The organism is Ancylobacter sp. GW821-FHT10E12 (assembly GCF_058809335.1).
Map to the genome: position 1 here is coordinate 196,311 of NZ_JBXASN010000009.1, position 20,431 is coordinate 216,741.

Sequence of the window (20,431 nt, forward strand, 5' to 3'; positions counted from 1 at the left end):
CGGCGGATTGATCCACCGTCGGCCTGAAGCCGTGTTGCCTCAGGCGGCCCGGGCGAGGTGCAGGCGGGGCTGGTGATGCTCGACGGCCGGCTCGACCGGCGCGCTCTCGGCGGCCTGGCGGGCGACATCGTGAATGTCGTAGCGGCTGAGGCCGAGCTCGGCGAGCTCGCGATCCTGGTAGGATTCCAGCTCGCGGCGGACCTGGTTGTAGTGGCGGCGGCGCTCAAAGGCCGCCCGCAAGGCGATGCCGATCTGATCGATCTGCATGATGTTTTTCTCCTCGATCTTCATGCTGCAGAGCAGCAAGGACGAGGACAATATAGTGTGCATCGCAGCATCGCAGAAGCGCGGTTCCCGCACAGCAGCAATGCGTGGCGTTCAGACGAGAAACCGCCGACCCGCCCCCGGCGTGGAGCGGATCGGCGGCAGTACGCGGAGCCGGCGGGAGACGGTCCGCGATCCCGTGACGGAGCTCTTTCCAACAAGATGAGAGCGTCCGATCGATAAAACGGTCTTCGATTCGGCAGGCCTAAGCCGCCGTTTCCTCCTAAGCCGCCATTTCCTCCGCCGGCGCCTTGGCCCCGGTCATGAAGGCCACGGCGTCCGACATGGTGTATTCCTTCGGGTCGATGACGCAGAGCCGCCGGCCGAGCCGGTGGATATGGATGCGGTCGGCGATCTCGAACACATGCGGCATGTTGTGGCTGATCAGCACGATCGGCAGGCCGCGCGAGCGCACGTCCAGGATCAGTTCCAGCACCCGGCGCGATTCCTTGACGCCGAGGGCCGCCGTCGGCTCGTCCATGATGACCACGCGCGAGCCGAAGGCGGCGGCGCGCGCCACCGCCACGCCCTGCCGCTGGCCGCCCGACAGCGTCTCCACCGGCTGGTTGATGCTCTGCACCGTCATCAGCCCGAGCTCGGTGAGCTTGTCGCGGGCGATCTTCTGCATGGCGGGGCGATCCAGCATGCGGAACACCGAGCCGAGCATGCCGGGGCGGCGCATCTCCCGCCCGAGGAACATGTTGTCGGCGATCGACAGGCTGGGCGAGAGCGCCAGCGACTGGTGCACCGTCTCGATGCCGGCCTTCTGCGCGTCGAGCGGCGACTTGAAGTCGACCTTCGCGCCGTCGAGCAGGACCTCGCCCTCGTCCGGCACCAGCGCGCCGGACAGAGCGCGGATGAGCGAGGACTTGCCGGCGCCGTTGTCGCCGATCACGGCGAGGATCTCGCCGGGATAGAGGTCGAAATCGGCGTGGTCCATGGCGGTGACGCGGCCATAGCGCTTGACGAGGCCGCGGGCGGCAAGGACCGGGGTGACCGCGGGGGCAGCCATGCCGGAGGTCTGGGCGGAAGCGGGTCTGAGTTCCGTGAGAGTCGATTGAGTGATCATGCCGACACCTTTCGGATCCACTGGTCGAGGGCGACTGCGACGATGATGAGGATGCCGACGGTGAATTCCTGCCACAGCACATCGACGCCGGAGAGCGCGAGGCCGTTGCGGAACACGCCGACGATGAGAGCGCCGATGAGCGTGCCGATGATGGAGCCGCGCCCGCCGAACAGGCTGGCGCCGCCGATCACCACCGCGGTGATGCTGTCGAGATTGGCGGTCTGGCCCGCCTGCGGGCTGACCGAGCCGATGCGGCCGATCAGCGCCCAGGCGCCGAGGGCGCAGATGACGCCCGCCGCGACATAGACGGTGAACAGCACCTTCTGGGTGCGGATGCCGGAGAGTTCGGCGGCGGCGGGATCGTCGCCCACCGCATAGAGATGCCGGCCGAAGGCGGTGCGGTTCAGGATGTACCAGACCACCGCCACCAGCCCGAGCAGGAAGAACGAGCCATAGGTGAAGCGGGCCCCGAGCACGTCCACCGGCGTGCCGAGGAACTGCAGGAAGGGCGCCGCCTTGGCGACGTCCTGCGAGCGGATGGTCTCGGAGGCCGAATACCAGAGATTGAGCGCGAAGAAGATCGACCAGGTGCCGAGGGTGACGATGAAGGGTGGCAGCTTCAGCCGCGTCACCAGGATGCCGTTGATGGCGCCGCAGCCACCGCCCACCGCGATGCCGGCGGCAAAGGCCAGCGGCACCGGCAGGCCGACCGAGATGGCGAGCTTGCCCATCACCACCGAGCACAGGACCATGATCGCCCCGACCGACAGGTCGATGCCGGCGGTGATGACGATCAGCGTCTGGGCGATGCCGATAATGCCGATGATCGTCACCTGCTGGATGATCAGCGACAGGTTGAAGGACGACAGGAAGCGGCCGCCGACGATGAGGCTGAAGCCGACAATGCCGAGCAGCAGCACGATGGCGGGCACCGCCGTCGGGTTGGCGTGCAGGAAATGCTGCACGCGCTGCAGTGGCGACTTGGGGGTAACGTCGAATTCGGCGACGCGGGTCTCCCGCTTTTCGAGCACCGCCTCGAAACCCTGTATCGGGGGTCGGCCGGTATTGCTGACATCGGACATCGCCGTTTCCTCCCGCATACCGGCCGCCGCGCGGCGATGCGCGGGGCCGGGAGGGTCGCTTATGCGACCCTCGGATGGTTCAATCGCCGGCTTGCGCCGGGACACGGATGACGGGGCGGTCAGCCCCAGCACTTCTTCAGCGCAGCCTCGGAGGTGATCGACGGCAGGCCGGTGACCGGCTTGTCGGTGATGAGCTCGACGCCGGTGTTGAAGAAGTCGAGGCCGGGCGTCGCCTTCGGCTTCGAGCCGTCGGTCGCGTATTTCTTCACCGCCTCCACGCCCATGGACGCCATCAGCAGCGGGAACTGCATCGAGGTGGCGCCGATCACCCCGTCCTGCACGTTGCGCACGCCGGGGCAGCCGCCGTCGACCGAGACGATCAGCACGTCCTTGTCGCGCCCGACCGACTTCAGCGCCTCATAGGCGCCGGCCGCCGCCGGCTCGTTGATCGTGTAGACCACCGAGACCTCGGGATCCTTCTGCAGCAGGTTCTCCATCGCCTTGCGGCCGCCCTCCTCGTTGCCGAGGGTGGTGTCGTGGCCGACGATGCGCTTGTCCTTCTCGTCGCCGATGACCGCCGGATTGCCGAGGTCGATGCCGAAGCCCTTCATGAAGCCCTGGTCGCGGGCGACGTCGACCGAGACCTGGTTCACGTTGAGGTCGAGCAGGGCGATCTTGGCCGTGCCGGCCTTCTCGCCCAGAGCCTTGGCGGCCCACTGGCCGACATACTGGCCGGCGAGGAAATTGTCGGTGGCGAAGGTGGCGTCCGCCGCGCTCGCCGGATCGAGCGGGGTGTCGAGCGCGATCACCAGGATGCCGGCGGCGCGCGCCTTCTCGATGGACGGCACGATGGCGCGCGAGTCGCTGGGGGTGATGAGGATGCCCTTGGCGCCGGCGGCGATCAGGTTCTCCACGGCGGCGACCTGCGAGTCGTTGTCGCCGTCGACCTTGCCGGCGAAGGAGCGCAGCTCCATGCCGAGCTCGGCGGCCTTGGCCTCGGCGCCTTCCTTCATCTTCACGAAGAAGGGATTGGTGTTGGTCTTGGTGATGATGCCGACGATCGGCTTGTCGGCGGCGGCAGCGAGGCCGAGACCCGCGGCGGAGCCGATGGCGAGCGCAATGACGGAAACGGCGGCGAAAGCGGCATTCTGCCGAAAAGAGCGGCGCATTCTTCCCTCCCTTGGGATCCAGTGGAACGCACGGTTCAGGCCCGTGTCGTGTTCTTGACGCTTCCATGAAGCCGGAGAGCGGCGAGGCTGTCAATAAATAAATCACTCGGATTTAATAATTGACAGAACTGGCTTGCCTGCCTCATGCTCTGCACGATAAGCCGACGCTAAAAGCGGCAGCACGAAAACAAGACGGTGAGGAGCTCAGGGAATGGACGACACGGCGTCCTTTGCGATTCTCGACGATTCCGCACCGCCCTCGCCGTCCGGCCGCGGCACCAACCAGAGCGGCGTGAGGCTCTACAACGAGCGGCTGATCCTGTCGCTGATCCGCCGGCACCGCGCGCTCGCGAAAGTGGACATCGCCCGCCTTACCGGCCTGTCGGCGCAGACCACCACCGTGATCATGAACCGGCTGCAGGCCGACGGGCTGCTGATCGCCGGCGAGCGCCAGCGCGGGCGCATCGGCCAGCCTTCCGTGCCGTTCTCGCTCAATCCCGACGGCGCCTTCGGGCTCGGCCTGATGATCGGCCGGCGCTCGTCCGACCTCGTTCTGATGGATTTCACCGCCGGCATCCGCGCCCGCGCCCGCATCACCTACGCCTATCCGCTGCCGCAGACGCTGCTGGACTTCGCGCAGGCCGAGATCCCCAGGCTGATCGGCCGGCTCTCCGCCGAGCAGCGCGCCCGCATCACCGGCCTCGGCGTCGCCATGCCGTTCGAGCTGTGGAACTGGGAGACCGACCTCGAGACGCCGCCGGGCGCGCTCGCCATCTGGCGCACCTTCGACGCCACGCACGAGCTGGGGCAGCTGTTCCCCGACTGGCCGGTGCGGATGTGCAACGACGCCACCTCCGCCTGCGCAGCCGAGCTGACCTTCGGGCGCGGCGCCGGCTTCCACGACTTCGCCTATCTCTATATCGGCACCTTCGTCGGCGGCGGCATCGTGCTGAACGGCAGCCTGTTCCCCGGCCGCAGCGGCAATGCCGGCGCGCTCGGCTCCATGCCGATCCTGCGGCGCGAGGCGGACGGCACGGCGAGCCTGCAGCAGCTGATCCGCATCGCCTCCATCTACCGGCTGGAGCGGCGGCTGATCGCCCGCGGCCTGCCCGGCACCGACATCTGGCTCTCGCCCGACGACTGGTCGAAATTCGCCGAACCGCTCGAGGAATGGCTGGACGAGGCGGCGGACGGCCTCGCCCAGGCGATCGCCGCCATGCTGTCGGTGATCGATTTCGAGGCCATCGTCATCGACGGCGCCTTTCCCGCCGACGTGCGCACCCGGCTGGTGGAACGCACCCGCCAGCGCTTCGCCGCCATCGACCGGCAGGGCCTCACCGAGGCGCTGGTGGTGGAGGGCTCGGTCGGGCGCGACGCACGGGCCATCGGCGGGGCGGCGCTGCCGCTGCTCGCCACCTTCGCTCGCGATTTCGACGTCCTTTTCAAGGAATAGACCATGCTCAAGGGCATCGATCCGCTGCTCGGCCCCGATCTTCTGATGATCCTTCGCGCCATGGGCCATGGCGACGAGATCGCCATCGTCGACGGCAATTATCCGGCGACGGCGCATGCCAGGCGCCTGGTGCGCCTGGACGGCCATTCCGCGCCGGCCATCCTCGACGCCATCCTGTCGGTCATGCCGCTCGACGCGGCGGTGCCGGACGCGGCCTTCCGCCCCTGCGCCTTCGGGGAATGCGAGCGGATCGAGTCGGTCTTCGCCGAATTCACCGCGATCATCGACCGCCGCGAGCCCGGCTTCCTTCTGGTGCCGATCGCCGGCGAGCCGTTCTACGATCGCGTGCGCGCCGCCTATGCCATCGTCGCCAGCGGCGAGCGGCGGCTCTATGGCAATATCGTGCTGCGCAAGGGCGTGATCCATCCCGAAGGAGCGGCGACATGATCCTCGTCTGCGGAGAAGCGCTGATCGACCTGTTCGTCGGCCTGCCGGAAGGCACGGAAATGCCGGCCCGCGCGGTGGCCGGCGGCTCGCCCTTCAACGTCGCCATCGGGCTCGCGCGCCTCGGCGCGCGCTCGGCGTTTTTCGGCGGCGTGTCGCGCGACCGCTTCGGCACGCTGCTCGCCGACGTGCTGGCGCGCGAGGGCGTCGACACCCGCTTCCTCGTCCGCACCGACCGGCTCACCACCATCTCGGCGGTGGCGACCGCGCCGGACGGCCAGCCGAGCTATTCCTTCCATGGCGAGGCGGCGGCCGACCGCTCGCTGGCGCCGGAAGACCTGCCCGCCGCCCTGCCGGACGAGGTGCGGGCCCTGACCTTCGGCTCCTACACCATGGTGGTGGAGCCGGTCGGCTCGGCCTATGCCCTGCTCGCCGACCGCGAGAAGGGCCGGCGCGTCATCAGCGTCGACCCGAATATACGCCCGACCGTGGTGTCGGACATGAAGCGCTGGAGCGCCGCCGCCGAGCGCTTCTACCGCACCGCCACCATCGTCAAGGCGAGCGACGAGGACGTGCGCACCGCCTTCGGTCCCGAGACCTCGCTGGCGGACGCCGCCGCCTATTGGCTGGGCTATGGCGCGAAGCTGGTGGTGATCACCCGCGGCGCCGAGGGCGCGGTCGCGTTCGGCGCCTGCGGCACGGTGAGCGTGCCGGGCCGCAAGGTGAGCGTGCGCGACACCGTGGGCGCCGGCGACACCTTCCACGCGGCCCTGCTGGCGCGGCTCGCCGCCACCGGCCGGCTGGACGATGCCGCGATCGCCGCGCTGGACAAGGACGTGCTCGGCGACCTGCTCACCTATGCGACGGCGGCGGCTTCGGTGACCATCACCCGGCGCGGAGCCGACCTGCCGAACCTCGGGGACGTCGAGGCGGTGCTCGCCGACGAAGCGCCGGCCCGGCTGGCCGCCAGCGCCTGAACCGGCGCCGCGCCGGAGAAGCCTGCTTGAGCGCGGGCGCCGTCACCGCGGGATCGGCCTGCCGCTCGATGCCGATCCCCCTGAACGACCGGCGGCGCGGGTTCGTCGTGATGCGCGACCGCCGCTACCTGCGCGGCCGCGAACGGTTGAAGCCGCTCCACCCGGCGCCGCCTCACTCACGCATCGGGGGCGACGGTGTGGTTTGCGAGCATCTCCAGCGCCTTCACCAGCGCCGAATGGTCCCAGGCCGCCCCGCCATTGGCGGCGCAGGCGCTGAACAGCTGCTGCGCCACCGCGGTCGCCGGCAGCGCCATCTGCAGCTGCCGCGCCCCGGTCAGCGCCAGGTTCAGGTCCTTCTGGTGCAGCTCGATGCGGAACCCGGGCGCGAAGGTCCGCTTCACCATCCGCTCGCCATGCACCTCCAGGATGCGCGAATTGGCGAAGCCGCCCATCAGCGCCTGCCGCACCTTGGCCGGGTCGGCCCCGGCCTTGGAGGCGAACAGCAGCGCCTCGCCCACGGCGAGGATGTTGAGCGCGACGATGATCTGGTTGGCCACCTTGGTGGTCTGGCCGTCGCCATTGCCGCCGACCAGGGTGATGTTCTTGCCCATCTTTTCGAACAGCGGCTTCACCGTCTCGAAGGCGGCCTCGGGGCCGCCGACCATGATGGTCAGCGAGGCCGCCTTGGCGCCGACCTCGCCGCCGGAGACCGGGGCGTCGAGATAGTCGCAGCCGAGCTCGTTGATCTTGCGGGCGAATTCCTTGGTCTCCACCGGCGCGATCGACGACATGTCGACCACGATCTTGCCGGCACTGAGCCCGGCCGCGATGCCGTTCTCGCCGAACAGGACCTTGGCGACGTCGGACGTGTCGGGGAGCATGGTGAAGATGACGTCGGCCTGCCGCGCCACGTCTTCGGCCGTCGCGCAGGCCAGGGCACCGGCCGCCTCCAGCGCCGGCGGCAGGCCGCTGCGCGACTGGCCGTAGAGCGTGTGACCGGCGGCGATCAGGTGCCCCGCCATCGGCGCGCCCATGATGCCCAAACCGACAAATCCGACCTTCATATTCACTTCTCCCTGAACCCGTCGCGCCGATGCCCGCACCGGCATGCCCTCGCCCGCAACCGGCCGAGCGCCCATTCACCGGCGGCGACCATGCGACCGATGGCGGTCCCGATCAATTCGACCATGTAAGAGCCCGGATGTGGGCCCTCCCCCTCGGCCGGCGCCGCGCCTCTTCCCAGCCGCCCCACGCACGCCGAGACTGTCCACCCGCCGCTGAATCGTCCATCACGGAGGGCAGCGGCCCATCATCGTCTCATCCCCCCAGGGGGATTGAAATAACCCCTCCAGGGGGATAGGATATTGACATGAGCGACCACCCTCACATCCACGAGACCCATCCCGAGATCGTCAAGCGGCTGAAGCGTTCGCACGGCCACCTGCGCACGGTGATCGAGATGCTGGAGACCGGCCGTCCCTGCGTCGACATCGCCCAGCAGCTGCATGCGGTGGAGAAGGCGATCAGCCAGGCCAAGAAGACGCTGATCCAGGACCATCTCGACCATTGCCTCGACGAGGTGGTGGCTCCGCTGGAGCGGGATCAGCGGCGCTCGATCGACGATTTCAAGAACATCATCAAATATCTCTGAGGTCCGATGCCCCCCTTTGCCGAGCTGATCCAGCAGAGTTCCGCCCACGCCTGGCTGTTCATTCCCAGCGCCATCCTCCTCGGCGCCCTGCACGGACTGGAGCCCGGCCATTCCAAGACGATGATGGCCGCCTTCATCGTCGCGGTGCGCGGAACGGTGCTGCAGGCGGTGCTGCTCGGCCTCGCCGCCACCGTCTCGCATACGATGGTGGTGTGGGGCATCGCGCTCGGCGGCATGTATCTGTGGCGCGGCGTCGCGGCGGAGACCTTCGAGCCCTACCTGCAATTCGTCTCGGCGATCATCATCATCGCCATGGCGCTGTGGATGCTCTGGCGCACCCGCCAGGACCAGAGGATGGCGCAGGCGGCGCAAAGACATGGGCATGGCCCCGGGCACAGCCACGGCCATCCCCATCACGGGCCGGACGAGGACCACGGCCACGGCCACACGCATGACCGGCACCACGGCCACGGCCATGATCACGGCCATCACGACCACCGGCACGCCGCCTCCGAAACCCGCATGATCGACACCGGCCACGGGCTGCACAAGCTGGAGCTGCACGACCACCGCAATGGCGACGCGCATTGGCGCTTCAGCCCCGAGCGCGGCAAGCCCTGGGCGGCACGCGAGGTGGCGCTGACCACCGAGCGCCCGGACGGGCGCAGCCAGACCTTCTCCTTCACCGAGCGCGACGGCTACATCGAAAGCGTGGAGGCGATCCCGGAGCCCTTCGATTTCATGACCCGCATCGCGCTCGGTCATGGCAATCATTCGCATGATTTCGACGTGTCGTTCCTGAAGACCACCGCCGGCCACGACCATCTGCATGAGGAAATGCGCGGGCTCGACATCGCCACCGACGGCTATCAGGACCCTCATGAGCTTGCCCACGCCAACGACATCCGCCGGCGCTTCACCGATCGCAAGGTGACGACCTGGCAGATCGTGCTGTTCGGCCTCACCGGCGGGCTGATCCCCTGCCCGGCCGCCATCACCGTGCTGCTGCTGTGCCTGCAATTGCAGGAATTCACCCTCGGCTTCACGCTGGTCCTGTGCTTCTCCATCGGCCTTGCCATCACGCTGGTGACGGTCGGCGCCGCCGCCGCGCTCAGCGTGCAGCACGCGACCAGGCGCTGGAGTTGGTTCTCGACGGCGGCACGGCGGGCGCCGTATCTTTCCGGCGCATTGCTGGTGGCGGTCGGCCTCTATGTCGGCTGGCACGGCTGGACCGGCATCCGGGCGCTGAACGCTCCCGACGCCGTGGTGGAGCTGCGCACCCCATGACGACGCATATCGGCGCCCATCCCGACGGCGCCCATCCTCCGGCGGCCAATCCCCCGGCTACCTTGCAGGTCTACCTGATCCGCCACGGGCAGACCTCGTGGTCGCTGTCGGGCCAGCACACGGGCCGCACGGACATTCCGCTGACGTCTCACGGCGAGGACGAGGCGCGCCGGCTGGGCGCGTATCTCGGCGGCACCGTTTTTTCCCAAGCCTTCAGCAGCCCTCGGGTGCGGGCTCTCCAGACCGCCGAATTGACCGGCATCGGCACGACGATCGAGATCGAGCTGGATCTGGCGGAATGGGATTATGGCGAGTTCGAAGGCCTGCGTTCCGACGAGATTCGCCGGACACGGCCCGACTGGAGCATCTTTCGCGACGGCTGTCCCGGCGGGGAATCGCCCCGGCAGATAACCGCGCGCGCCGATCGCCTGATCGACCGGCTTTGCGCGCTGACCGGGACGATCGCGCTGTTCTCGCATGGCCATTTCGGGCGCAGCCTCGCCACCCGGTGGATCGGCCTCGATCTCGCCGAGGCGCAGCATTTCCTGCTCGGGACGGCGACCTGCAGCATTCTTGGCTTCGATCCCGGCCATCCCGAGACGAGGGTCGTCTCGCGCTGGAACGTTTCTCCCGCACCGCCCCAAGCGGGATGACGCCGTCATGCCTGCCGCGCGGACGGCCGGCGGCGCGTTCGATTCCATTCTCGCGGACGCTTCCCGGAGCCCGTGCCCCTAACGGAGCCGGCTGACGCAAGCGTCCTCGCCAAGCACATGAAGCTTTGGCGGCAACTCATCGATTTTTATGGAGTTTTTGGTCGGAGCGAGAGGATTTGAACCTCCGACCCCTAGTCCCCCAGACTAGTGCGCTAACCAGGCTGCGCTACGCTCCGACGCCGTGAGGCGCTGTCTTCCTAATGATTTGACGGTTGAAGCGCAAGCCGCCATGCGCAGGAGCGGGCTAAAATGATGCCTGGGCGCGTCGGGGCATGTGGAAAGAGCCGATGGAATCCGGCGCCGGATGCCGATGGCATCCCGCGACGCCCGGCGGAGAGCCGCCATCGCGAAAAAGGCCGCGGAAACGCGAACGGAAACCCGAGATCTGGTAAGGATATACGGTGCGGTTCATATTCCCCGCCAGACCCGGAAAGGGCGGTGCAGACGATAGATGACCATAATGCGGCAACTGCTTGCCGAGGCGGACGAGGCCCTCGCGCGCGGCCCCTATTCGGTGATCGACAAGACGGCGCTTCCTCCCAGCGGATCCCGTCGCGACTACTTCCATCCCGCCCCGTATTTCTGGCCGAACCCCCATACGCCCGACGGGCTGCCCTATGTCATGCGGGACGGCGTGCGTGTGCCGGGAACACGCATGTATGAGCCCGACAGCGACAAATACGACCGGACACGCCTCCAACGGGTCTTCGACGATTCGCGCATCCTGACGCTCGCGTGGAAGGAGACGGGCGAACGCACCTATATCGAGCACGCCAAGTCCATATTGGTCCGCTTCTTTATCGACCCCGATGCGCGCATGACCCGGCACCTGAAATATGCCCAGGTTCGCTTGGGGCATAACAAGAATTTCGGCTCGCCGACCGGCCTCATCGAAATGAAGGATTTCTACTTCTACCTCGATGCGGTTCGTGTCCTGCTGACCGCGAGAATGTTGACAAGCCATGAGATCAGGGAGTTCCGCGCCTGGCTCAAGTCCTATGTCAATTGGCTGATCAAATCCCGGCAAGGGGTGCTGGAGCGCGCCGCCAGGAACAACCATGGCACCTATTACGATCTTCAGGTCGCCTCGATTTCAGCCATCCTTGGCGACGACCTGATGCTGTACCGCACTCTTGATCACGCCATCGTCCGGTTTCGGGATCATTTTTTGGGTGATGGCTCCCAGCCGCACGAAATAACCCGCGCGACATCTCAACATTATTGCTGTTTCAACCTGCAGGGCTGGCTCAATCTTGCCACGCTCGGCAAGCAGTACGGCTACGACTTCTGGGCGCTTCGCGCGCCCAATGGCGCGACCTTGCGCCTCGCCTGCGAATGGCTGCTGTCCCTTGCCCGACATGAGTGGCCCTACGTCCAGATCGACGCGTTCGACCGCGACCGCTTTCTGCCGATCTGGTTCGCTGCGACGGAAAATGGCGCGGCCATCGATCCGCTCGACGGCATAACCGACAAGATGGACGTAAAGCCCGTTTTCCCCCCGCATGACGGGATCATGCCATTCTGGCAGCTGGCGTGACGAACCCGGCGCCGATCTCCGCAAGGACATCGAGAACAGGGGCGTCGAGAACAAGGACATGGCGAACATGTCGCCGCGGCGCGCGATGCGGACGCCTCGACCTCATTGCGATTCCTGTCGCGCCTCCTGCAGGCCGGACATGTCCTTCCCGGCCTCGCGCGCCTCGCGTTCCGGGCCGATCTGGCGCTCCACCGAGGCGCTGAAGCGCTGGAACAGGCCGAGCGAGACCAGCGCCGCGCAGCCGGTGATCACCAGCACCGCGGGATAGACCACGTCGGAGATATCCTCGCGCGCGGTTTCGAACAGCAGCACCAGCGCCTCCAGGAAGATGGCGATGATGATGGTGGACAGGAACTTGGTGAGCCCGCGCCGCGCATCCGCCGCCGTGCGCTTCTCGCGGCCGGCCGGCACCTCCTCCTCGAAGAAATATTTGGCGACGTCGAACAGCGCGATGGCGACGATGAGATAGCCCACCACGTTGAGCAGCGATTCATGCACCATATGATCGCCGCTCAACCCCTCGCGCAGCGCGGTATAGGGCGCGTAGACCAGCAGGACCGCCGCCACCGCCATCAGGGCGCAGGCACCGAGGGCGAAGACGACGCGGATGACGAGGCTCATGGCAGGGCGCAGCTCCATTGACGTCAAGGAACTAGGCCGCCGCCGCCGGCCGGCAAGTATAGGTGAACCGGCCGCTGAACCGGCAGTCGGACGTGCCGCGGCATCGGCTCGTGTATAGTCGCGGGCGCGACAACGACCGGAGGTCCTCGATGGCGCATGTCCAAGACCAAATCGAAAGCTTTCCCCAGATCGAAAGCCGCGCCCGGATCGAGAACGACGCGCAGGTGCGGCACCACGCCCACGCCGGCGCCGAGCTTGCCCGCGATCCCGGCTTCGTGCCGCCGCCGGCGCTGGAGCCGATGGTCGAGCGGCTGGCCACCCGCCGCTCGGCGCCGCTGCGCAGCCTGGGAGGACCGGCCCCGAGCCCGGCCGAGCTCGACCGCCTGTTCGCGCTGGCACTGCGGGTGCCGGACCACGGGCGCCTCACGCCCTGGCGCTTCATCGTCATCGAGGGCGAGGACCGGCAGGCGCTCGGCGCCCGGCTGGACGCGCTCTACGCGCGGCAGAACCCGGAATTGCCGGCGGCCAAGGCCGACATGTGGACGCTCTACCTGATGCGCGCGCCGCTGACCGTGGTGCTGGTCAGCCGGCCGGACCCGGCGGCCAAAGTGCCGGAATGGAACCAGGTGCTCTCCGCCGGCGCCGCCGGCATGGCGCTCACGGTGGCGGCGAGCGCGCTGGGCTTCGCCAGCCAGTGGCTGCTGAAATGGCCGGGCCGCGACCCCCGCGCGGCGGCCCTGCTGGGCGTGGAGGCCGGCGAGAAGGTCGCCGGCTTCATCCATATCGGCCGGCCGACGGTGGGCAGCCCCGACCGTCCGCGCCCGGAGGCCGCCCGCGTGGTGGCGCGCTGGCGGCCCGCCATGCACTCACCCGAGGATCATTCGCCCGAGGATCATTCCCCGACGTCGAACGACACGCCCTGGGCCAGCGGCAGCGCGCGGGAATAGTTGATGGTGTTGGTCGCCCGCCGCATATAGGCCTTCCAGGCGTCGGAGCCGGCCTCGCGCCCGCCGCCGGTCTCCTTCTCGCCGCCGAAGGCACCGCCGATCTCGGCGCCGGAAGGGCCGATATTCACGTTGGCGATGCCGCAATCCGAGCCCTCCGCCGACATGAAGGCCTCCGCCTCGCGCATGTCATTGGTGAAGATCGACGAGGACAGGCCCTGCGGCACGCCGTTCTGCAGCGCGATGGCCTCGGTGAGGCCGCCGACGCGCAGCACGTAGAGGATCGGCGCGAAGGTCTCGTGCTTCACCACGTCGACCTGGCTGTCGATCTCCACCAGCGCCGGGCGCACGTAATAGGCGTCGTCGGCGCCGGCCACCGCCACGCGCTCGCCGCCATGCACGGTGGCGCCGGCGGCCCTGGCCTGCTCCAGCGCCGCCTGCATGCCGTCGAAGGCCGCCTTGTCGATCAGCGGGCCGATCAGCGTGCCGGCCGCGCGCGGATCGCCGATGGCGACCGAGCCATAGGCGCGGGCAAGGCGCGGCACCAGCGTGTCGTAGACGCCCTCGTTGACGATCAGCCGGCGCAGCGAGGTGCAGCGCTGGCCGGCGGTGCCCATGGCGGCGAAGGCGATGCCGCGCAACGCGAGGTCGAGATCGGCCGAGGGGCAGACGATGGCGGCGTTGTTGCCGCCGAGTTCGAGGATCGAGCGGCCGAAGCGCTTCGCCACCCGCTCGCCGACGATGCGGCCCATGCGGGTCGAGCCGGTCGCCGAGATCACCGGCACGCGGGTGTCGTCGGTCAGCGCCGCGCCGACCTCCCCGCCGCCGACCAGAACCTGCGACAGGCCCTCGGGCGCGTCGCCGAAGGCGGCCGCCGCGCGATCGAACAGCGCCTGCACGGCGAGCGCGGTCAGCGGGGTCTTCTCGGAGGGCTTCCACAGCAGGCTGTCGCCGCAGACCAGCGCCAGCGCCGCGTTCCACGACCATACCGCGACCGGGAAGTTGAAGGCGGTGACGATGCCGACCGGACCCACCGGGTGCCAGGTCTCCATCATCCGGTGGCCGGGGCGCTCGGAGGCGATGGTGAGGCCGTAGAGCTGGCGTGACAGCCCGACGGCGAAGTCGCAGATGTCGATCATCTCCTGCACCTCGCCGAGGCCCTCGGAGAGGATCTTTCCGGCCTCCAGCGTGACGAGGCGGCCGAGCGCCACCTTGTGCGCCCGCAACTCCTCGCCGATGAGGCGCACCAGCTCGCCCCGGCGCGGCGCCGGCACGGTGCGCCAGGCATGGAAGGCCGCGACCGAGCGTTCCACCGCCGCGCCGACATCGGCCGCCGACGCCTCGGCGACGCTGGCGACCACCTCGCCGGTGACCGGCGAGCGCACCTGCCGGCTGCCGCCGCGCCACAGCGCCTCGTCGACCCCCATGGCGGCGAGCAGTTCCGCCACTTCACCGGCCACCGGTCCGAGGGACGCGTTGATCCTGGACGCGTTGATCTTGGCTGCGTTGATCTTGGCTGCGTTGATCTGGCCCGTCATGGTCTCATGCTCCTCGCACGGCTGGATTTGCGCGTGCATAGCACCGCTTGGCGGCACAAATCCATCACGCCCAAGGGCGGAGCCCGCCCTGCCCCGACAGATGAGGCCCCGTGATTGCCGCGCGCGACAGAGGTGTTTTTACCTTGCAGCGATCTCTTGAATTTATGCTGCGTATAACCCACATCTACGGCACGATCAGCCTCGACAATAGGTCGCGAACACTGCCAGAATGAGCCTGTTCGCATATGAATTATGCATGGATTATTCCATAGGCTGATTCGCGAAATCACATTATCGACATAGAATAGCTTCACTCCGGTCACGCTCCTTTTCCATCCGGTCTTCTGGATGCAACAGGAGAAGGACAGAGGTATTGACGGCTTGGGGAATGGGACGGGTCGCCGGCGCGACACTCACCGCCGCGATCATCTTCGCCGCCAGCGGCAATGCTGCTTTCGCAGAGACAAAAAAACCAGTCGCCACCAGTGGGATGGCCTCCTATTACGGCTATGGCGGACGCACCGCCAACGGTGAGCGCCACAACGCTCAGGCCCTCACCGCCGCGCATCGCAGCCTGCCCTTCGGCACGAAGGTGCGGGTGACCAACGCCGCAAATGGCCGTTCGGTCGTCGTGCGCATCAATGATCGCGGTCCCTTTGTCCGCGGTCGTATCATCGATGTCTCGACCGCTGCCGCCGAGAGCCTCGGCTTCCGTCAGCGCGGCGTCGCCAAGGTCGAAATGGCCGTGGTGCAGTGATGCGGCGCCGGGGCGGCGGCCAAGGCCCTGCTCCGGCTCGCCCCGCTCCGGCTCGCCTCGGTCAGTAGTCGCCCCGGTCAGTAGTCGCCCATCGGTTCGCGCCGGCTGGTCCCGCCCCGGCGCGCCTCGTCGAGCAGGCGAGAGCATTCCTGCAATTCGAACAAGGCCGCCTCCAGCTGCTGCAGGTCCTCGGGCGACAGCCGCGAGCGCCCGAAATCCGGCCCCTCGACGGGCCGGAACGAGGTCAGCCGCGCCGCCTCCGCGCGCTCGATCGGCTGCGGCGGCGGCGGCATATAGGGCGGCTGGGCCAGCGGCGGCTGGGTCAGCGGCGGCTCATGGCGCTCCATGCGGTGCGGAACGGGAGCCGGTTCCGGCCCGATGCCGCGGAACGGGAACACCGGCCCGTCGTCCGGCGGCATGAAAGGCGGCTCCAGATGCCGGGGCTCGGCATGCCGCATCTCGCCATGGCGCCCCTGCGCCGCCGGGCGCGGCGGATCGATCTCCGGCAGCAGCGGCATGTCGAGGAAATTCGGCTCGTCGTCGGAGGCACGCCGGCGGCTCGGCTTGCGGGACGGCGCACGTTCCGGCGCCAATTCGGGCTCCTCCACCGGGGCGCCCGCTCCGCCGCGGCGGCCGGGCAGCAGGCCGAAGAAGCCGCTGAGCGAGGATGACTTCGCCTCGGACTTGCCATCGGCCGGCGCCGGGCGGCGCGCGACACCGGGATGGCCGGCATCGACGCCATAGCGCCCGTCCTCGTCCGGCATGCCCTCGCCCATCGCATCGCGCAGGATCGCCTGCACGTAGCGCGGCCCCTCTTCCTTCAGGATGCGCTGCACGCCGCGGATCGTGTAGCCTTCCCCGTAGAGCAGGTGGCGGATGCCGCGCAGCAGCTCCACGTCGTCCGGGCGGTAGTAACGCCGGCCGCCGCCGCGCTTGAGCGGATGGATCTGCGGGAACTTGGTCTCCCAGAAGCGCAGCACATGCTGCGGCAGATCGAGCTCTTCGGCGACCTCGCTGATCGTGCGGAACGCGTCCGGGCTCTTCTCCACGGCCGAGAACTCCCCCCGTCAGCTCACGACTCGGTCGTGTCGCCGTTGATCTGCTGCTTGAGGATGTTCGACGGCTTGAACACCATCACGCGGCGCGGCGCGATCGGCACCTCTTCGCCGGTCTTCGGGTTACGGCCGATTCGCTCGCCCTTCTGGCGTACCACGAACGAGCCGAAGGAGGAGAGCTTCACCGTCTCGCCGCGCGCCACGCAATCGGCGATTTCAGTGAGCACCGTCTCCACCAGGGTGGCGGATTCGGTCCGCGACAGCCCCACGCGCTGATATACCGCCTCGCAAAGATCCGCGCGCGTGATCGTCCGACCTGCCATTGCCCGTCTCCGCCTCTTGTCTTCATTTGCTTGGCGCTATCTGTCCGTCAGCCTAGGCGCCGTCGACGGCACAGGTCAACGGGCGACCGTACGCCTTGCGCTACCAGCGGACCAGCGCCGAGGCCCAGGTGAAGCCGCCGCCCATCGCCTCCAGCAGCACCACGTCCCCCGCCTTGATCCGCCCGTCCTCCACCGCGCTGGCGAGCGCGAGCGGAATCGAGGCGGCCGAGGTGTTGCCGTGCTTGTCGACCGTCAGCACCACCTTCTCCGGCGCGATGCCGAGCTTGACCGCGCTGGCGTCGATGATGCGGCGATTGGCCTGATGCGGCACGAACCAGTCGATGGTCGCCGACGTGATCCCGGTGGCGTTGTAGGCGTCGGTGATGACGTCGGCGATCATGCCCACCGCGTGGCGGAACACCTCGCGTCCCTCCATCCTGAGAAAGCCGGTCGAGCGGGTCGAGGAGACGCCGCCATCGACATAGAGCTTGTGCTTGTGGCGCCCGTCCGAGCGCAGATGCGTGGTCAGCACGCCGCGCTCGTCGGCGGCACCGGTGGCCGGCACGGCTTCCAGCACGACGGCGCCGGCGCCGTCGCCGAACAGCACGCAGGTGGTGCGGTCCGACCAGTCGAGGATGCGCGAGAAGGTCTCGGCTCCGATGACGAGCGCCCGGCGGAAACTGCCGGCCTTGAGGAAGTTGTCGGCGGTCGCCAGCGCGAAGACGAAGCCCGAGCACACCGCCTGCACGTCGAAGGCGGCGCCATGGGTGATGCCGAGCCCGGCCTGCACCGTCACCGCCGAGGCGGGAAAGGTGTTGTCCGGGGTCGAGGTCGCCAGCACGATGAGGTCGATGTCCTGCGCGTCGAGCCCGGCATTGTCGAGCGCCGCGCGCGCCGCCTTCAGGGCGAGGTCCGAGGTCACCTCGTCGTCGGCGGCGATGTGGCGCTCGCGAATGCCGGTGCGCTGGACGATCCACTCGTCGGACGTGTCGACCATCAGCGCCAGGTCGGCATTGCTGAGGGTACGGGCCGGCAGGTACGCGCCGACGCCGCGGACCACTGAAGTCAAGCTGCTCACGATGAAACCTGCAGTTCTGGCGCCTGTGCGTCGGCCGGGGCCGGCGCGGAGCCGGCGTCGGCCGTGCGCGGCCGCCCCTTGATGCCCGCCTCGATGCGCGACAGCAAGGCGTAGCGCACCATGTCGTAGCCGATGTCGATCGCCGAGGCGAACCCTTCGGCATCGGTTCCGCCGTGGCTCTTGATCACCACGCCGTTCAATCCCAGGAACACGCCGCCATTCGACTTGCGCGGGTCCAGCTTCTCGCGCAGCACCCGGAAGGCGCCGCGGGCGAACAGGTAGCCAATGCGCGCCATCAGGCTGGAGCGCATCGCCCCGCGCAGGAATTCGGCGAACTGCTTGGCGGTGCCCTCGGCGGTCTTCAGGGCGATATTGCCGGAGAACCCCTCGGTGACCACCACGTCCACCACGCCGCGGCCGATATCGTTGCCCTCGACGAAGCCGCAATAATCCAGCCCCGGATGGTCGGCGGCCTTGAGCGTGACCCCGGCCTCCTTGACCTCCTCGACGCCCTTGATCTCCTCGACGCCGACATTGAGCAGCCCGACCTTCGGCCGCTCGATGTCGAAGACGATGCGCGCCATCGCCGCGCCCATCACCGCCATGTCGACGAGGTGCTGGGCGGTGGCGCCGATCGAGGCGCCGACATCGAGAACCACGCTCTCCCCGCGCAGGGTCGGCCACAGGCAGGCAATGGCGGGGCGGCTGATGCCGGCCATGGTCTTGAGGTTGACCTTGGCCATCGCCATCAGCGCGCCGGTATTGCCGGCCGAGACCGCGCAGTCGGCCTCGCGCAGCTTCACCGCGTCGATGGCGCGCCACATCGAGGAGACCTTGCGGCCGCGCCGCAGCGCCTGGCTCGGCTTGTCATGCATCTCCACGACGACGTCGGTGTGGAAGATCGAGCTCGCCGCCGCGAGGCGCGGATGCGTGGCGAGGATGGCCTTGATCCTGGCCTCGTCGCCGAACAGCAGGAACCGGATGTCGGGATGGCGCGTGAGCGCGATCTCGGCACCGGGAAGCACGACACCCGCACCGTGGTCTCCCCCCATGACGTCGAGCGCGATTCGGACGGGCGATGACATGAAGCGGCTACTGGTCTCGTTCGTTCGGTGCCGGCGGGCAAGGCCGAGGGATGATGAGGGCATGCCCCAGTTGCAGCCGCGTGACAATAGCCACGGCCCGCCGCAGGGCAATTATCGGATCAGGAGGGCTCGCCGGATTCGGTCTTCTTCAGCCGGGCGAGCGCCGCGAAAGGCGAGGCTTCCTCGGGATCCGGCTCGGCCGGCGCCTTGAACGCCACGCCGGGCTTGCGCGGATAGGGATCGAGCCCGAGCGCCAGGAATTCGGCCACCACCGCGCCGACATCGATCATGCCGTCGACGATCGGGTCGGGAATTTCCTGCTCGCCGACCTCGACCTCCTGGCCGGGGCGGATCTCCGGCAGCTTCTCCTCGGGGACGAAATACATGTCGATGTCCTCCGACACCGGCTCGTCGAAATCGTCGAGCGAGACGACGCAGGTCTGCCGCACCACCGCGTCGACATGGCCGCCGACCCGCACCCCGCCCCGCTCGGGGGTCAGCGTCACCGTCGCGGACAGCCTGGAAATGCCGACGATGCCGAAATCGCTGGCGAGCGCCGCGCGCGCCGCCGCGTCCGGCTCCAGCCGCACGGTGAACCCGGCATCCGGCAGGCTGGCGACAAGGACGGGATGGGTAAGCGGAACCGGATCTGCGCTCATATTTGGTTCTCCACGAAGCTCGGGGCATCGGCCGCCGGCAGGGGCAGCTCGCCGCGGGCGAAAATCTCGAAGGGCGTCGCCTCCAGCGCCGCCGCCGACAGCCGCAGCCGCACGGCGAGAGCCGCCGCCTGCGCCTGCCGCTCCGGCACCGAGGAATAGACATTGCGCAGCAACGCCTCCGCCAGTTCCCCGTCCGTAGCGTCCAGTGCCGCATCATAGACGCCGACGCGGCCGTAGAAAGCCGAGGCGATGGATTTCATCTTCTTCGGCACCGTCAGGTCGCCGACGCCCATCTCGCGCAGATTGGCGTCCATGTCCTTGCAGAAGGCGTCGAACACCCGCTGGCCCAGCGCCTTGCCCGCCTCGCCCTCGCGCTTGAGGCGATGGAACAGCAGGAACGCGTGCAGGAGGACCATCTCGAAGCGGCCGGCAATGCTGTCCGGCACGCCATAGTCGGTGTAATAGGCCGGATCGCGCGAATGCGCCACGATCGCGCCATAGAGCCGCTGAATGGTCTCGCGTCCGTCGTCCCGGCGGAAGAATCGCAGGATCATGGCGGGCCTCTGCCTGGTTGCCGCAGTCGTCATCGCCTCGCGAGGCGCCCGTGTCCGGCGCGGGTTAGCGCGGGCGCAGGCGGCTGGCAAGCCCGGTGCAGGGGGATTTCC

Annotated in this window: 20 protein-coding genes, 1 tRNA gene and 2 pseudogenes; 9 read left to right on the forward strand and 14 right to left on the reverse strand. The window is 68.3% G+C overall.

Annotated elements, in window-relative coordinates:
* Window positions 1-39: 39 nt before the first annotated feature.
* The 4 genes from AC1RU4_RS14465 to AC1RU4_RS14480 form a co-directional block, all read right to left on the reverse strand.
* Window positions 40-267 (reverse strand): DUF1127 domain-containing protein, encoded by a 228-nt coding sequence (locus AC1RU4_RS14465; RefSeq protein WP_492891794.1) that lies wholly within the window; start codon window positions 265-267, stop codon window positions 40-42.
* A gap of 280 nt (window positions 268-547) precedes the next feature.
* Complete coding sequence (locus tag AC1RU4_RS14470) at window positions 548-1,336, reverse strand: ATP-binding cassette domain-containing protein (protein WP_492891795.1); 789 nt, start codon at window positions 1,334-1,336, stop codon at window positions 548-550.
* A gap of 53 nt (window positions 1,337-1,389) precedes the next feature.
* A complete protein-coding gene (locus tag AC1RU4_RS14475) occupies window positions 1,390-2,475 on the reverse strand; it encodes an ABC transporter permease (protein WP_492891796.1) in 1,086 nt (361 codons plus the stop codon).
* Between the two features lie 119 nt (window positions 2,476-2,594).
* A complete protein-coding gene (locus tag AC1RU4_RS14480) occupies window positions 2,595-3,644 on the reverse strand; it encodes a sugar ABC transporter substrate-binding protein (RefSeq protein WP_492891797.1) in 1,050 nt (349 codons plus the stop codon).
* 211 nt (window positions 3,645-3,855) lie between these two features.
* On the opposite strand from AC1RU4_RS14480, the gene AC1RU4_RS14485 reads away from it, so the two are divergent.
* The 3 genes from AC1RU4_RS14485 to AC1RU4_RS14495 are packed head-to-tail and all read left to right on the forward strand — an operon-like array spanning window position 3,856 to window position 6,518.
* A complete protein-coding gene (locus tag AC1RU4_RS14485; RefSeq protein WP_492891798.1) occupies window positions 3,856-5,097 on the forward strand; it encodes an ROK family transcriptional regulator in 1,242 nt (413 codons plus the stop codon).
* Window positions 5,098-5,100: 3 nt separating this feature from the next.
* Window positions 5,101-5,544 (forward strand): RbsD/FucU family protein, encoded by a 444-nt coding sequence (locus AC1RU4_RS14490; RefSeq protein WP_492891799.1) that lies wholly within the window; start codon window positions 5,101-5,103, stop codon window positions 5,542-5,544.
* The gene (locus tag AC1RU4_RS14495) at window positions 5,541-6,518 is read left to right on the forward strand and encodes a carbohydrate kinase family protein (protein ID WP_492891800.1); all 978 of its coding nucleotides are present in this window, start codon (window positions 5,541-5,543) and stop codon (window positions 6,516-6,518) included. Before AC1RU4_RS14490 ends, AC1RU4_RS14495 begins: the two co-directional genes overlap by 4 nt.
* Before the next feature lie 176 nt (window positions 6,519-6,694).
* On the opposite strand, the gene AC1RU4_RS14500 is transcribed toward AC1RU4_RS14495, so the two are convergent.
* On the reverse strand, window positions 6,695-7,582 hold the full coding sequence (locus AC1RU4_RS14500) for a 2-hydroxy-3-oxopropionate reductase (protein WP_492891801.1): 888 nt from the start codon (window positions 7,580-7,582) through the stop codon (window positions 6,695-6,697).
* A gap of 305 nt (window positions 7,583-7,887) precedes the next feature.
* Here AC1RU4_RS14500 and AC1RU4_RS14505 point away from each other — a divergent pair, with 305 nt between their 5' ends.
* The 3 genes from AC1RU4_RS14505 (at window position 7,888) to AC1RU4_RS14515 (ending at window position 10,109) form a co-directional block, all read left to right on the forward strand.
* On the forward strand, window positions 7,888-8,169 hold the full coding sequence (locus AC1RU4_RS14505; protein ID WP_492891802.1) for a metal-sensing transcriptional repressor: 282 nt from the start codon (window positions 7,888-7,890) through the stop codon (window positions 8,167-8,169).
* Between the two features lie 6 nt (window positions 8,170-8,175).
* Complete coding sequence (locus AC1RU4_RS14510) at window positions 8,176-9,456, forward strand: nickel/cobalt efflux transporter (RefSeq protein ID WP_492891803.1); 1,281 nt, start codon at window positions 8,176-8,178, stop codon at window positions 9,454-9,456.
* Between the two features lie 62 nt (window positions 9,457-9,518).
* Window positions 9,519-10,109, forward strand: coding sequence for a histidine phosphatase family protein (locus tag AC1RU4_RS14515; RefSeq protein ID WP_492891804.1), 591 nt, complete (start codon window positions 9,519-9,521; stop codon window positions 10,107-10,109).
* A 158-nt stretch (window positions 10,110-10,267) separates the two neighbouring features.
* Here AC1RU4_RS14515 and AC1RU4_RS14520 read toward each other — a convergent pair.
* A tRNA-Pro gene (locus tag AC1RU4_RS14520) sits at window positions 10,268-10,345 on the reverse strand.
* 284 nt (window positions 10,346-10,629) lie between these two features.
* Here AC1RU4_RS14520 and AC1RU4_RS14525 point away from each other — a divergent pair.
* Complete coding sequence (locus AC1RU4_RS14525) at window positions 10,630-11,706, forward strand: alginate lyase family protein (RefSeq protein WP_492891805.1); 1,077 nt, start codon at window positions 10,630-10,632, stop codon at window positions 11,704-11,706.
* Window positions 11,707-11,808: 102 nt separating this feature from the next.
* Here the strand turns inward: AC1RU4_RS14525 and AC1RU4_RS14530 are convergent, their stop codons facing one another.
* Window positions 11,809-12,327, reverse strand: a complete 519-nt coding sequence (locus tag AC1RU4_RS14530) for a GNAT family acetyltransferase (protein WP_492891806.1) — start codon at window positions 12,325-12,327, stop codon at window positions 11,809-11,811.
* A gap of 149 nt (window positions 12,328-12,476) precedes the next feature.
* Here AC1RU4_RS14530 and AC1RU4_RS14535 point away from each other — a divergent pair, with 149 nt between their 5' ends.
* The gene (locus AC1RU4_RS14535; RefSeq protein ID WP_492891807.1) at window positions 12,477-13,274 is read left to right on the forward strand and encodes a nitroreductase family protein; all 798 of its coding nucleotides are present in this window, start codon (window positions 12,477-12,479) and stop codon (window positions 13,272-13,274) included.
* Here AC1RU4_RS14535 and amaB read toward each other — a convergent pair.
* Window positions 13,220-14,698, reverse strand: coding sequence for an L-piperidine-6-carboxylate dehydrogenase (gene amaB, locus AC1RU4_RS14540; RefSeq protein ID WP_492891867.1), 1,479 nt, complete (start codon window positions 14,696-14,698; stop codon window positions 13,220-13,222). The genes AC1RU4_RS14535 and amaB overlap by 55 nt on opposite strands.
* Window positions 14,699-15,197: 499 nt before the next feature.
* Here amaB and AC1RU4_RS14545 point away from each other — a divergent pair, with 499 nt between their 5' ends.
* Entirely contained in the window at window positions 15,198-15,566 is a 369-nt protein-coding gene (locus AC1RU4_RS14545; RefSeq protein ID WP_492891808.1) for a septal ring lytic transglycosylase RlpA family protein, read from the forward strand.
* 776 nt (window positions 15,567-16,342) lie between these two features.
* Here the strand turns inward: AC1RU4_RS14545 and AC1RU4_RS14550 are convergent.
* From AC1RU4_RS14550 to AC1RU4_RS14575, 6 genes and pseudogenes are all read right to left on the reverse strand, one after another.
* Window positions 16,343-16,615 (reverse strand): annotated as a pseudogene (locus AC1RU4_RS14550) (MerR family transcriptional regulator); the annotation flags it as partial.
* Window positions 16,616-16,638: 23 nt separating this feature from the next.
* A pseudogene (locus AC1RU4_RS14555) lies at window positions 16,639-16,956 on the reverse strand (integration host factor subunit alpha); the annotation flags it as partial.
* Window positions 16,957-17,044: 88 nt separating this feature from the next.
* Window positions 17,045-18,022: a beta-ketoacyl-ACP synthase III gene (locus AC1RU4_RS14560; RefSeq protein WP_492891809.1), complete on the reverse strand. Its 978-nt coding sequence runs from the start codon at window positions 18,020-18,022 to the stop codon at window positions 17,045-17,047.
* On the reverse strand, window positions 18,019-19,107 hold the full coding sequence (gene plsX, locus AC1RU4_RS14565) for a phosphate acyltransferase PlsX (protein WP_492891810.1): 1,089 nt from the start codon (window positions 19,105-19,107) through the stop codon (window positions 18,019-18,021). The genes AC1RU4_RS14560 and plsX overlap by 4 nt, the downstream gene beginning before the upstream one ends.
* Window positions 19,108-19,226: 119 nt before the next feature.
* Window positions 19,227-19,766, reverse strand: a complete 540-nt coding sequence (locus AC1RU4_RS14570; RefSeq protein ID WP_492891811.1) for a YceD family protein — start codon at window positions 19,764-19,766, stop codon at window positions 19,227-19,229.
* Complete coding sequence (locus tag AC1RU4_RS14575) at window positions 19,763-20,320, reverse strand: ubiquinol-cytochrome C chaperone family protein (RefSeq protein ID WP_492891812.1); 558 nt, start codon at window positions 20,318-20,320, stop codon at window positions 19,763-19,765. The genes AC1RU4_RS14570 and AC1RU4_RS14575 overlap by 4 nt, the downstream gene beginning before the upstream one ends.
* Between the last annotated feature and the right edge of the window lie 111 nt (window positions 20,321-20,431).